The organism is Parapedobacter sp. GCM10030251, from assembly GCF_042666505.1.
Classification (GTDB): Bacteria; Bacteroidota; Bacteroidia; order Sphingobacteriales; family Sphingobacteriaceae; genus Parapedobacter.
Window position 1 is genome coordinate 157,286 of record NZ_JBHTDN010000004.1, and the last position, 13,666, is coordinate 170,951.

General features: G+C 48.9%; 8 protein-coding genes. 4 read left to right on the forward strand and 4 right to left on the reverse strand.

Annotation, left to right across the window (positions count from 1 at the left end; genetic code table 11):
- The 4 genes from ACFQRK_RS12920 to ACFQRK_RS12935 form a co-directional block, all read right to left on the reverse strand.
- A complete protein-coding gene (locus ACFQRK_RS12920) occupies nt 1-3,363 on the reverse strand; it encodes a TonB-dependent receptor (RefSeq protein ID WP_379007274.1) in 3,363 nt (1,120 codons plus the stop codon).
- Nucleotides 3,364-3,598: 235 nt separating this feature from the next.
- Nucleotides 3,599-4,759: a FecR family protein gene (locus ACFQRK_RS12925; RefSeq protein WP_379007276.1), complete on the reverse strand. Its 1,161-nt coding sequence runs from the start codon at nt 4,757-4,759 to the stop codon at nt 3,599-3,601.
- A 50-nt stretch (nt 4,760-4,809) separates the two neighbouring features.
- The gene (locus tag ACFQRK_RS12930) at nt 4,810-5,400 is read right to left on the reverse strand and encodes an RNA polymerase sigma factor (protein ID WP_379007278.1); all 591 of its coding nucleotides are present in this window, start codon (nt 5,398-5,400) and stop codon (nt 4,810-4,812) included.
- A gap of 33 nt (nt 5,401-5,433) precedes the next feature.
- Nucleotides 5,434-6,318, reverse strand: a complete 885-nt coding sequence (locus tag ACFQRK_RS12935; protein ID WP_379007281.1) for a ComEC/Rec2 family competence protein — start codon at nt 6,316-6,318, stop codon at nt 5,434-5,436.
- A gap of 140 nt (nt 6,319-6,458) precedes the next feature.
- Here ACFQRK_RS12935 and ACFQRK_RS12940 point away from each other — a divergent pair, with 140 nt between their 5' ends.
- From ACFQRK_RS12940 to ACFQRK_RS12955, 4 genes are all read left to right on the forward strand, one after another.
- Nucleotides 6,459-7,061: an RNA polymerase sigma factor gene (locus ACFQRK_RS12940; RefSeq protein WP_379007283.1), complete on the forward strand. Its 603-nt coding sequence runs from the start codon at nt 6,459-6,461 to the stop codon at nt 7,059-7,061.
- A gap of 71 nt (nt 7,062-7,132) precedes the next feature.
- A complete protein-coding gene (locus tag ACFQRK_RS12945) occupies nt 7,133-8,332 on the forward strand; it encodes a FecR family protein (protein ID WP_379007285.1) in 1,200 nt (399 codons plus the stop codon).
- Between the two features lie 268 nt (nt 8,333-8,600).
- Nucleotides 8,601-11,927 (forward strand): TonB-dependent receptor, encoded by a 3,327-nt coding sequence (locus ACFQRK_RS12950; protein ID WP_379007288.1) that lies wholly within the window; start codon nt 8,601-8,603, stop codon nt 11,925-11,927.
- 19 nt (nt 11,928-11,946) lie between these two features.
- The gene (locus tag ACFQRK_RS12955; RefSeq protein WP_379007291.1) at nt 11,947-13,662 is read left to right on the forward strand and encodes a RagB/SusD family nutrient uptake outer membrane protein; all 1,716 of its coding nucleotides are present in this window, start codon (nt 11,947-11,949) and stop codon (nt 13,660-13,662) included.
- Nucleotides 13,663-13,666 lie beyond the last annotated feature (4 nt).

Here is a 13,666-nt window from a genome sequence, read left to right on the forward strand (position 1 = left end):
TTAAAAGGTGACATTCACTCCCCCATTGAATACCCGGTACACCGGATAGCTCAATGAATTGTTTACTTCGGGATCGAAATCTTTCGTACGCATCCAGTCCCAGGTAATCAGGTTCAGTCCGTTCACATAAAACCGGACTTCTTTTGCGCCGATACGGTTGCTCACCCTCGTTGGGAGCCGGTATCCGATTTCTGCATTTTTCAAGCGAATAAAGCTGCGGTTTTCGATGAAGAATGCATTGGCATCCCGTTCGCTAACCGAACTTCCCAAGCTCAATCGGGGGTACCGGATTTCTTCTCCTGCGGCGGCCCGCTCTGCGGTCCATGCATAGCGGTGACGGTCGCGGAAATCGTACAAGCCCATGGTGCCATACCCAGAAAGTGGCTGCGTCACGTTCCGTATTCCCTGGAACAGGAACGACACATCGAAATCACGGTAGTTGATGCTAAACGCCCCTCCGAAGGTGAACTCGGGTACGCCCGAATAGCCCATGGGAACCATGTCGCGTTCATCGATCAGTCCGTCGTTGTTGGTGTCCTGATATTTAAAATCGCCCGGCCTGACCGTATAACCTACGTAATTGAGACCTTCGGCTTCAATTTCCTCGTAGCTCTGGTAGTATCCATCGCGCAGCGGATAGCCAAACACCTGGCCTATACGGTAGCCGGTTTGACGGTAACGATAGGCATAGTCAGCGGGATATTGCAGTTCGTCGGAAAACACAACCTTGTTGCGTGCAAAATTGTAGTTCAGTTTGGAAAGGATGGACCAGTCGCTGTTGATGCGTTTGTTATAGTTGAGTTCGATCTCATATCCGTGGTTCTCTACGACGCCCATATTCACCGGGCTCATACGGGAAGCCTCCACGCCGTATACCATCGGTATGGTTTGCCTATTGATGAGGATATTGTTCCGGTTTTCCTTGAATAGATCAACCATCAAGGTGATGTCGGTCAACAACCCCAGCTCCAGTCCCACGTTGGTTTTTTCCGCCACCTCCCATTGGATATAGGGGTTGCCCAGGTAGTTTTCACCGATCTTACCTCCCCGGCCCAGCGAACCGCTGTAACCGCCTCCCGTTTGGCGTTGGATGTCGTCAAGATACAGGAAGCGCCTGCTTCCCAATCGGTCACTGCCCACCCGGCCATAGGAAGCACGTAATTTAAGCATCGTGATGTAGGCGTTTTCCTTCAGGAAGTTTTCATTTGATATCAGCCAGCCTCCGGATAGGGTCGGGAAAAACCCATACCGCCGCCCTTTGGCAAACTGCTCGGATCCGTTGTAGCCCGCATTGAACTCAGCAAAATACTTGTTGTCATACCCGTACATGGCACGCAGCGAAATACCTCTCAGGTTAAACGGCAACCGGTCATTGGGCATAACCCTCACTTCCTGTTGCGCCAGCAACATTCCCGTGACTGCGTGTTTGTCGTTAAACGTCCGCTGATAGTCGGCGGATAGCTGAAAATTGAAAAACGATTGGAAGTTGGATCCACTGCCGATACTCAGCGGCGTGTTCTCCAGTTCCAAAAACATGCGCCGGTATTCGATGCTGTCCATACCGAGATGGTTTGACGTATTGGGATCAATCACCTGTATCCACCGCTGGTATTCCTTCGACGCCGTGAGCGAATAGACGGTCCGCGTGTCAAAAGACGCCATAAATTTGGTGGAAAGGCCTTCGGTCACCTGATCAAGATCCTGCTTCAGTCCCCAAGAAGCGGTTATGTTGTTCCGTGTTTCCCGGCGATATCCCGACCGGTTAATCAATGCCCAGGGTGACACGTTGTAGTTACCCGGCCCGATGAGTACTTCGCCATCGGGACTGAGCGGTCCCGGCAGTACCACCGGGAAGAAGCTGTATGTTCTCCTGAAAATCTCATCGGTGTTGGCATTCGGAGAGTTCACCTGTTCGAAATAGCCCGCGGCATTTAAAAAGGTGCTCAATGTCCCCGATTTATTCAGCTTGGCATCGATATTGGACCGGAAGTTATACCGTTTCAGAAAACCCGATGGATCGTATTCGGTAACGTCCGGACTGATTTTCCACTGCCCGCCTTGGTCGAGAAACCCCACATTGACAAAATATTGCACATAGTCACCGCCTCCACTGATGTTGAGGTTATACCGTTGCTGGCCTACCCAGTCGTTAAACAGCAGTTCCTGCCAATTCGTGTTTGGATAAGCCTCGGGATAGTCCTGATACCGAAACCTGTCGAGCGCATACTCCGAATACGGGGGTTGATTTACCGGATCATTGGGGTCGGCGTTTGGGTTGTCATTGGCCCATGCCTGATTGCGCAGGCGCGCCCAATCATAGGAACTTAACACCGAGGGCTCGCGGGTAAAGCCTTGGAAACCCTGTTCGTAGGTCAGGCCGATAGACGGCTGCCCCGTATTTCCCCGTTTGGTGGTTACCAGGATAACCCCATTTGCGCCCCGGACTCCAAATAAAGCCGTGGAAGATGCGTCTTTCAATATGGAGACGCTTTCTACCTCATTTGGGTCAATGTAGGTCATTTCACGCTCTACGCCGTCGACCAAAATTATGGGTGCAGTCGCGTTCAGCGTGCCCATGCCCCGTAAAAAGAGGGCTGTATGATCGCGGCCTGGCTCGCCACTTCGTTGCAGGGCCGTTAGACCGGGTAACCTTCCTGCCAAGGTCACGGCGAGATTCGCCGCTGGGCTTTGTTTGATCTCTTTGGTCTGTATGGATGCGATCGCGCCGGTCACTGACATTTTTTTCTGTGTTCCATAGGCCACGACCACTACTTCATCCAAATCGCTGACTGCGGGAATCATCGAAATATTTACCGTATTTGTTGCGTCAATGATGAGGTGCTCTACAGGATGATAACCCACCAAGGTGAACACCAACGTCGACCCGGTTTCGGGGAGCGTGAGTTGGTACTGTCCGGCCTCGTCAGTGGTCGTGGCAGTTGTCGTTCCGTTGACGCTCACGGTAACCCCCTGTAACAAGTTACCCTGGTTGTCCGTGATTCGTCCGCTGATTACCCGCTGTTGTAATTTTGCCGTAAATGAGCGGCCGGCTTCATTTTTCGGGGGTACCGGTGGTCCGGTAATCACAATGGTGTTTTCAGTAATTTGGTACGTCAGGGATATTGGCCTTAGCAAAGTCTCCAAAGTCTGGGTCAGAGGCATGTCGTTGACCTGAATAGAAACCGGAGTAGACCGATTTACGAGTCGGTCGTTGAAGATAACCATCAGTTCGGTCTGTTTTTCAATGGCCTGGAACACTTTTTCAATCGGTTGTTTTTTGATGTTTAATGAAACCGTTTGCGACCGCGTTTCTGCACTCAGATGAAGACAAACGGCCAAAAGCAATAGCGAGGTCAATTTCATGATTCGGAGTAATTGGCCGATACCACAAGGTATCTTTTTCTTCCCTGTTGGGGAAAAATCATAATTTATCATTACGTTTGTTCGTTTAGATAAGTTAACTAACTGGTTTTAATACGCTTATTACTGGTTTTTCTGAACGGCAAGGGGAGTGTTCGCAGCACTTCCCTTTGTTCATGGCATAAAGTCACATGTTTACCTCATAGTGTTGTTTTTTAAGTTATATATCGGTGATAATTTAGTTTACAATCAGCGTTCTCTCTTCCAGCCTGATATCGATCAGGGAAAGACATAAAATATCGACCACGCCGTTCAATGAAACATCCCGTCTAAACTTTCCGGTGAACGTTTCCGTCGGAATCCCCTGTTTATAAATGACGTTTACATCGTACCACCTCGCGATCTGTTTCAGCATTTCTTCCAACGGCGTGGATTCGAAATGGAATATTCCGTGTTTCCATGCAATGTATTGGCTCGTGTCTATGGCCGTTATCCGAATGTCCTTTCCATTTACAATGGATTGCTGCCCGGGCCTTATGGCGATCGGCGATACATCGGAAGGAGCGACCTGTACGCGGCCTGTTACCAGTGTGGTTTTCGTTTGTTCATCGGGATAAGCAGAGATATTGAACTGCGTACCCAGTACTTCTACCTCTTGACCGCGGCTGATCACTTTAAAGGGTTTCTTTCGCTGCGAACGGTGATTACCTCCCGGTTCCAGCCGTTGCTCACGCACATCAAAGTATGCTTCACCTTCCAGTTCCACCACGCGCTCGGGGCCATCAAATCGGCTCGGATATTTTAGTGTAGAGGCCGAATTAAGCCATACCACGGTGCCATCCGGGAGCGCTATTTGATAGGTGCCTCCTTTTGGGGTAGTTAGGGTGTTATGGGATGAAAATTGAGAATTTGGCGTGTTTGTCGCTTCTTCATTCCCCAATACGGCAGAGCCATCGAAGTACATAATTCCATCCCCTACACGAATCCCGGACTGTGCTTCGCTCAATGAAATGGTTTGGCCATCGGCCAGGGTAAGCTTTGCCCGGTTTCCGCCCGGATTCACATGTCCGGCCGTGAACGGCACGGTGTCGGGGGTGTCGGGTGCGGTGTGCAGGGCATACCAACCCCCTAGTATGGCCAACAACATCGCTGCCGCATAAGGTAACCATCGAATGGGGAGTGACCGGTTCACTTTGCGGGCTGGCTTTATTTTTTCGAATAATCGCCGATGCATGCGTGCCTTCAATGCGTCCACATGATCGCCATCGACGGTTGATAGCGTCACGAGGGTATCATCAAAACCGTTATACCAATCAGTCAGGATCACCAGCTCCTCATCAGTGAGTGTCCCGGCTTTCAATTTGGCAATCAGACGATCGATAGGGTTATCCTGCTCCATTCCCATTGTTGGTTTCTAGTATTGACACCAAAAAGAGAAGCGGGGGTAGGTCACTTTTGAAAAAAGTAATAAATTAAAACCAACCATATACTCGCGTCGAGGCTCCCTCGGATATCGCGGTTGGCTTTTTTCAGGTGATATTTTACTGTATTTTCAGAAATCGCCAATTGCTCGGCTACTTGTTTAATGGTTTTACCTTCGTGTCTGCTCATTTCGAATACAATCCGGCATTGGCTGGGCAGGTTTTTTACGGCCCTGTCAATGCGGTCCTCCAGTTCACGGGCAATCAATTCCAGTTCAGGAGAGGGGTGCCCCGTGTCGGTTATTTCAAATCTGGCGGCACGAAGGCGTTCCCGGTGATTTTTCAGTCGCCGATTAAACACCTGGTTGCGGACACCGACGGCAAGATAGGCGGATAGATTGACATTTTCTATAAATAACGTTTCACGGAGGCGCCAGAGCTTGTAGAGGACATCCTGTACGCATTCTTCGGCCTCCTGCTGATCGCCTAAGCGGTTCGCAGCAACCACAAACAGTTTATCCCAGTACCGCTCATATATTTCGGATAGCGCGGCCTCGTCGCCCTGCCGTAGCTTGGCGACCAGTTCCTTGTCGGTGTTGTGTTGATAAATGGATGCCATGGGTTACGAAAGGGATGCGCGCAGCGTCTGTCGTCAATGGATTTTATGGAGACCTTCAAACTGCCAGTAATGTTCTTTGATTCCGATTTCATCCATCAGGTTTCGGATTTCGATCGTCTCCCAATTGTGGGTGTTGTATCCTTTTCCGGCATCGTTGTCGTGCAGCCAACGGGGAGTTGGCCACAAGCAGGCTCTAAAACGGATGTTGCGATAGAAATCTTTGCTTACGCCGTTCTGACCATGGTGCGCCATTTGTAGATAGTCGCAGGTGAGGTCTGCACGATACGGTCCGTTCCACAATTTATCGCCACTTTCAATGCCTAGATCAGCCAGAAATAATACGGATTTCTTCGTGTCCCATACTTTGATAACCACGCTTTGATTATTGTAGGGATTGGTGGTGATTTCTTCATTTTTAACGCCCAATATTTTGAAGAACGTATTGCCCATTTGGATAAGCAATCCCGGTTCGGTCATATTGACGACTTTCCCATCAAATTTTCGGAGGTTTTCGTAAAACTGTTTGGTGAGCGCTTCGCTTTCCTTTTCGTACCGACCCACGAACGAAGGCGATAATTCGGAATGATAAATGGCGTGAATTTTCAGATCACTCGGTGCTTTCAGGATTTCATTCAATGCACCGATGTGGTCGCTATGGGGATGTGTGATGAACCAAGCTTCTACCTCATTTCCGATCGCAGCCAGGAATCCGCGCAGATAGGAAGCATCTTCGGCGGTACCGCCGTCCATTACGCATACCTTGCCATTGTCGGTAAGCAGCACATAGGAGTTCATCTGAGAATGCGATTGTGCGGGCAGCTGCCACAACGTAAAAACGGGCTTTTCGGCGCCGATAACCGTTGTGCAAACAAAAAAGCCCAATAAAGCCAGCGAAAAGAGCAGGTAGCGAACGTTCATAATCGACATTGTTAAGTGCGCACCGAAAATAGGAATAAAATGAAAACGCTTACGAATATTTTCCCTGCTTCTGGAGCTGCGCAGTTTTTTGGTTTAGCGGAAAAATTCTTGATATTAGACCTGAAATTAAATTGCTCATCGTGGCCCAACTTTCTCAGATCGACGGAAACAGTCTGCTAACCCAATTGCAGGAAGGGGATAGTGGGGCATTTAAAGCGGTATTTGAGCGTTTTTATACCCGCCTATGTGTCTTTGCAGACCGGTATGTAAATGACAGGGAGGCAAGCAAGGACATCGTCAATGAAGTTTTCATCAAATTCTGGAAGGCGTCGAAGCAATTTCATCATATGGATCATGTCCTGGCCAGCCTTTACCTGGTGACTAAGCATACGGCGTTGAACCATCAACTAGCGGTGACCCGGTCCATGAAAAGGGATTTTGTCTATCAGGCTGAATTCGGTGATGAAGACACTTTCTACCTGGCGGAAATCACACGCATAGAGATGTTCAATGAACTGAACGAAGCAATTTCAAATTTGCCTGAAAAAGCGGGACGGATCATCCGCGAAACCTATTTAGAAGGCAAATCCAACCAGGAAGTTGCGGCCGAAATGGGAATCAGTCTGCAGACCTTGCGCAATCAAAAAAGCCGGGCGTTGGCAATTTTGCGCAGTCGGCTTGACAAAGACAGTTTCGAACTGCTTGTCGCGGGAGCCTTCATGATATACTATTTTCAACGGTAGTTATTTTTTTTAAGACCCATTGGTACAAATCGGATTCGGTGTTGTATAGTATATAGCGACGAATACGATAGATGGATTTTAACCGGGAGAATATTTCGATAACCATTGGGCGGATCATTGCCCACTCAATCAGCAACACCATTACGCCGGCCGAACAGGCGGTGCTTGACGAATGGCTACAGGACAGCACCAACCGGCACATCTATACGACCATCTGTAAGCGCCAGTCCATTAACGAACGGTTGGCGGAGTTTGACGAATTTGACCCAAGTGAAGGCTATCAGCGGTTTCGCGTCTCTATTGGTAAAGACAATCGCATTCGCTATCGGCTGTGGATGACCGCCGTTGCAGGCGTTGTGTTTTTTTTGTCGGTGTCGGTGACAATCTATGTCGCCATACGCGAAGGGCGGCAACTGTCAGAGCAGGCATCGTCGCACCGTCACGATATCGCAGCCGGCGGAAATCGTGCCACGCTTAAGCTGGCTGACGGCCGAACGATCTCGTTGGATGAAACCCAGGACGGCATCGTCATCGAAAGCGGCGAGATTACCTACAATAACGGGAATCCGCTTACTGAAACTGAAGGGAGCCAGAAAGGGCTGGACGGGACGGCTTTATTGGAATTGAGTACCCCCAATGGCGGCACATACCAAATCACGCTTTCGGATGGCACCAAGGTGTGGCTCAATGCGGCGTCCACGCTGAGGTATCCACCACGTTTTTCCGGTGCCGAGCGTATCGTAGAACTTACCGGCGAAGCCTACTTTTCGGTCGCTAATGACAAAAAAAGACCATTTAAGGTCTTCAATGCCGGGCAAGAAATCCAGGTATTGGGTACGGAGTTTAATGTTTCGGCCTACTCAGATGACCCAGAAAACAAAACTACGCTGGTGGAAGGAAAGGTTCGTCTTTTATTAACTACGCAATTAAATGGGACCGCTCTCCAAGACGGCAAATTTATCGAGCTTGTTTCCGGAGAACAAGGAATCGTTAAGCGCGAAAGCCTGACCAAAGTCAATGTCGATACGGAACCTTACACGGCATGGAAGGCGGGGTATTTCTATTTCAAGAAAACACCGCTTGAAGATATTTTGCGGCAGGCAGCGAGGTGGTATGATGTAGAGGTGGTATACGAAGGCGGTATACCTAACGAGACATTCAGCGGCGATATCAAGCGCGATGTTTCACTACGCGGATTGCTTGACATTTTGCAACATTCTACGATTAATGTGACGTTGGAGGAAAGGACATTGATCGTACGGAATATTTGAGGAGTAACTAACCAGAATATTTGAGGAGTAACCAACCAATTATTAACGTAACAGGAATCACTATGAAAAGAACCAAAACTTAAAGTCAAAAATGAACAGGGAAAGTGCAGCGAACACTCTCCCCGAAGTTCAGACCGTACAAAATAACCAAGAGTTAAATCAGTTTTTAAGACTATCTAAACGTACAAACGTAATGATAAATTATGATTTTTCCCCGTTGGGGAGGAAAAAGGTGCCGATTTGCGGTACCGGCCAATTCATTCGGATCATGAAGTTGACTTCTTTGCTGCTCCTTGTTTTTTGCATGCATCTCAGTGGCGCCACACGTTCGCAGACGGTCAGTCTGGACGCCAGCAACCAGCCACTTAGCCTTGTACTTCGGACCATAAAGAAGCAGACAAACCTGACTGTAGTATACAACGACCGTTTCGTAAATCCGGATCGGAAAGTTTCCATACACGTTGAAAAGACTTCGTTGACCAACGCGTTGGAATCGCTTTTAAAGCCATTGGCACTTACCTATCATATTACCGAAAACACGATTGTTATTTCAGCGCTCCGAAACGGGAATACGAACAAATCCTCAGATTTGATCCATCGGTCAGAAAGGCAACAGCGAACGATCACCGGCCGGGTTACGGATGAAGAGGGAAATCCAATGGCGGGGGTTACGGTGACCGTCAAGGGAACTTTCTCGGCCATCACTACCAATGAAAATGGCAATTATCGGCTAAATATTGAGGAAGGCCAAAACGCATTGGTATTCACCGCCGTGGGATATGAAACGCTTGAATTGACCGTCGAAGGCCAAAGCGTCGTCAACGCCGTCCTGAAAATTTCCGTGAGTGGCATCGATGAAGTCGTGGTAGTTGGATATGGAACGCAGAAGCGGGCGAATGTTACGGGAGCTGTGTCAAATGTTTCCGTGCCACAGATGGAAAAGCGTTCCGTTGCACAAACATCATTGGCACTGCAGGGATTGGTACCCGGTATCAGCGTAACGCAACGCAGTGGAAAACCTGGCGGGGATGCCGGCATAATCAGCGTTCGCGGTAAAACCACACTCGGAAACAACGACGTGCTGGTACTGATTGACGGGGTTGAGGCGAATATCAACTCCATTGATCCCAAAAGTATTGAATCGATTTCGGTACTTAAAGACGCGGCCTCGGCAGCCATTTATGGTAATCGCGCAGCCAACGGGGTCATCCTGATTACGACAAAACGGGCGGAAGATGGCAAGGCGTATGTGTCATTCAACAGTTATGTTTCCAAAGGCGTCCCTACGAACGTACCCAAATATGTGGGCGCGGTTGATTTTATGAAGTACATCTCCATTGCAAAGCGCGCCGTAGGCATGACGCCTGAATATTCCGAGGAATTCATCAAAGAATATGAAGAAGGAATTGCCAGAAATGATCCGAACTATCCCGATGTAGATTGGTTCGAAGCTACGGCGACAAACAATGGCTTGCTGCAAAATCACTTTGTTACGGTAAGTTTGGGTACGGAACGGCTCAAGTCCCTGACCCAGGCAGGCTATCTGTCACAAAACGGCATTACCGAGAATACGAATTTTAAGCGCTATACACTGCGGTCGAATACCGACTACAGGGTCTCGCCTAAATTTGCGCTCCGCTCGGATGTCGCGCTTGTCTATTCCGACGCCAAGGAACCTTCTAAGCTAGGGACCGGATACAACTTCGTAGGTCGTATCCCCGCCAATCAGGCGGCTTATCTGGCAGACGGGCGCTATGGCCCGGGATGGCAGGGTGTTAATCCCGTCGCTTATTACAAAGACGGCGGAATTATTACCAATACAGCACCTTCGGGCATCATGAATTTCACCGCTACGTTCACGCCGATAGAAGATCTCGAAATACAGGGGCAATATGCACTGAACTACTGGGAGGGGCACAACACCAATTGGGACAAACGTGTTCAGCTATACCTCAACGATGGTACCCCCGACCCGCAAACTCAGGCGAAATCAATGCTTACCGAAACGACAAACCGCAGCCTGCGCAGCATGTTGGTGGGACGAGCGACTTACAACAAGACTTTCGCAGATAGCCATAACCTGAAGCTGATGGCCGGTTATCAGCAGGAGACGTTTTGGAATAAATGGCACTCAGGATACCGGGAGGTATTTCCCTTTCCCGATTATCCCGTTTTGGGTGCTGGCGGCCAGGAAAACCAACGATCAAACGGCTCAGCGTCGGATTATGCCTTGCAGGCGGTTTTCGGGCGGCTTAATTACGATTACCAGGGTAAATACCTGTTTGAAGCAAATTTGCGTTACGACGGTTCATCCCGCTTTGCGCCGGGTTACCGGTGGGGACTTTTCCCTTCGGTTTCAGCAGGATGGCGTGTCAGCGAAGAAGCGTTCTGGGACAATCTAAGAGAGGTGGCTAATAATCTGAAAATTAGAGGTTCGTGGGGGCAGTTGGGGAATCAGAACACGCTGAACGGATACTATCCGGCTCAGTCGACCGTCAATCTAAGTACCAATTATATCTTCGACAAGAATATCACTTCTGGAGCTGCCCTCACCACGATGGCGAATTCAATAATAAGCTGGGAAACCACCACGATGAGCAACATCGGCTTGGAATTCGGTTTGTTCAGAAAACTGGAGTTTACAGCCGATTACTATCACCGAGTAACCGATGATATTCTTCTGGATCTCGAAATCCCGAGGATTATCGGACAGTTGCCTCCTGCCCAAAATGCAGGAAAACTCGAAAACAGGGGCTGGGACGTAGGCGCAACCTATAACGATCGTTTTGGTGACTTCAATTTTAGCGCCATGTTCAACATTTCGGATGTCAAGAATAAAATTCTTGATTTAAAGGGCATCAACGAGACCGGTCTATCGGTTAACCGCGAAGGATACCCTATGTATTCACTCTACGGTTACGAGGCCGAGGGGTATATTGTTCCCGAAGATTATGATGCTGACGGGAACTATAACGGTGCAACCCAGATCGGCAATTTCGGTCCCGGCGATATTAAATACAAAGATCAGTTAACAATTGATACCGACGGCGATGGGGTCTTCGACACAGCCGACGGCATAATCAACACCTCCGACCGGGTAATTATGGGTAATACCATCCCGCGCTACACGTTTGGGCTGAATCTATTTGCCGAATACAAAGGGTTTGACCTGAATCTCCTGTTCCAGGGTGTGGGGAAGGCCGATGGCTATGTGTGGGGGCACTCGATCGGCTCATTTTTTGAAGGCGGATCGATGCCTGAGATAGGCAAAGACTACTGGACTCCTGAGAACCGGAATGCCCAATTCCCAAGATTGGCTTTCAACAATAGTAACAACCAGCAAAACTCCTCTTTCTGGGTGAAGGATGCGTCCTATCTGCGCCTGAAGAATCTTCAGTTGGGATATACCATTCCGCAAACGCTCACGTCTAGAATCGGTATTTCCAATTTACGGGTGTATGTGAGCACTGATAACGTATTTACCGTCACAGATTTCTGGAAGTATTTTGATGTCGAAGCACCGGTGTTGTCGGGGTATAGTAATTTTTACCCCCTTATGCGCACCACGACCGTCGGACTTGATGTACGGTTTTAACTTTTAAACGATCGATTTTATGAAGAAGCTCATATATTCAATAGCAAGCCTATTGTTATTTACCCAATGCGGAGACTTTTTGGATAAAACCCCCTTGGATTCCCCATCGGATAAAACCTTTCTGGCAAACGAAACGGAAATTGAGATGGCGGTTGTTGGCTGTTACAATGATCTTTGGACCGACTGGGAGGGAATGCCCTTCTTTCTGGCTTTCGAGGAATTGTCGGACAATGGCTGGGACCGCAATACGAACGACGTACAACGGCTATCACAGGGAGCCAACGATGCCCAAAGTTCTTTCGTTTTATCGGTTTGGGAAAAATGTTATAGCGGAATCAGCCGATGCAATTACCTGATCAACAACCTCGCTAAGGTAGAAGGCACGGTAAGTGCCGACGTATTGTCTCAGGCAAAGGCCGAAGCTCAGTTTTTACGGGCGTACTATTATTCGTATTTAGTTGATTTATATGGCGATGTGCCGCTGGTTCTTGAAACGTTGACACTCGATAATGCGCAGATCCCCCGTTCGCCCAAAGAAGAAGTTCTGAACCAGATATTCAAGGATTATGACGAAGCTGCCGCAGTGCTCGGTACTTCGAATAAGCCAACTTCCGGACGCCCCACCCGGCAGGCCGCTTTGGCGCTGAAAGCGAGAACTGCATTATACAGCGAGAAGTGGGACGTAGCCATTGCAGCCGCTTCGGAAGTGATGAAAATGGAGGGGTCCGAAGTGATGCTCGATCCGAGTTTTCCCAATCTGTTTACGTACGAAGGGCAAGACTCCAAAGAAATTCTGTTTTCGATCCAATATTTGTTCGGTTTTAAAGTGCATCCGATTTTCAGGCTTTTTGGCGGCAGGAACGGCGGTGGCCATGCCAATAAAATTCCTTCCTATCAATTAGTGGATTCGTATGGATGTACAGATGGGCTTCCGATTGACGAGTCGGATTTGTATAATCCGGCTAAACCCTGGGACAATCGGGATCCGCGTTTGGCGTGGACATTGGCGCTGCCGTCTTCGGGTTATTCCGATTGGCAAAATGAACCGGGCTGCATTTTCCAGGGCTTTCAATTCGAAACGCACCGAGACAGTGTGAAATGCTGGAACTATCACACGCCGACCCCCTCCCGGGTGGATAATCAGGATGCGTTGAATGCCTATGCATCTTTCTCGGGGATCAACTGGCGTAAATATGTGAATGACAAAAATTATGGAGACGTCAATAACTGCGATAATAACATCATTGTTATCCGTTATGCAGAAGTGCTGCTGATCTATGCAGAAGCTAAAGTGAAAGCAGGTGAAGTCGACGATTCCGTGTATGCCGCGTTGAACAAAGTCCGTGCCCGCGTGGGAATGCCAAAAATTGAAGAGATGAATGCCGATGAATTGTTTCATGCCATCGCCCGCGAACGCCGTCATGAACTGTCGGGCGAAGGCCAGCGGCTTTCGGATATCCGTCGCTGGAAAATTGCGGAAGATGTAATGAACGGCTTTGTGCTTGGCAGAATGCAGAAATCGTATCCTACCAAAGCACCCGTCATCGATGCGTGGGGTACCCCCGACTACGTGGCTGCCGGAATTCCGATCGCTTCCGATGTGAACGATCCCAATACGTCCATGCGTACGGTTGATAAACGTGTTTTCAATCCGAATAAGGATTATCTTTGGCCCATTCCGTATATTGAAAGGAAAACAAATCCGAGTTTGACACAAAACCCCAATTGGGAATAATACA

Coding starts and splice junctions, on each gene's coding strand:
- ACFQRK_RS12945 (WP_379007285.1), top strand. CDS start 7,133: ATGGATTTTAACCGGGAGAATATTTCGATAACCATTGGGCGGATCATT.
- ACFQRK_RS12935 (WP_379007281.1), bottom strand. CDS start 6,318: ATGAACGTTCGCTACCTGCTCTTTTCGCTGGCTTTATTGGGCTTTTTT.
- ACFQRK_RS12925 (WP_379007276.1), bottom strand. CDS start 4,759: ATGGAGCAGGATAACCCTATCGATCGTCTGATTGCCAAATTGAAAGCC.
- ACFQRK_RS12920 (WP_379007274.1), bottom strand. CDS start 3,363: ATGAAATTGACCTCGCTATTGCTTTTGGCCGTTTGTCTTCATCTGAGT.
- ACFQRK_RS12950 (WP_379007288.1), top strand. CDS start 8,601: ATGAAGTTGACTTCTTTGCTGCTCCTTGTTTTTTGCATGCATCTCAGT.
- ACFQRK_RS12955 (WP_379007291.1), top strand. CDS start 11,947: ATGAAGAAGCTCATATATTCAATAGCAAGCCTATTGTTATTTACCCAA.
- ACFQRK_RS12930 (WP_379007278.1), bottom strand. CDS start 5,400: ATGGCATCCATTTATCAACACAACACCGACAAGGAACTGGTCGCCAAG.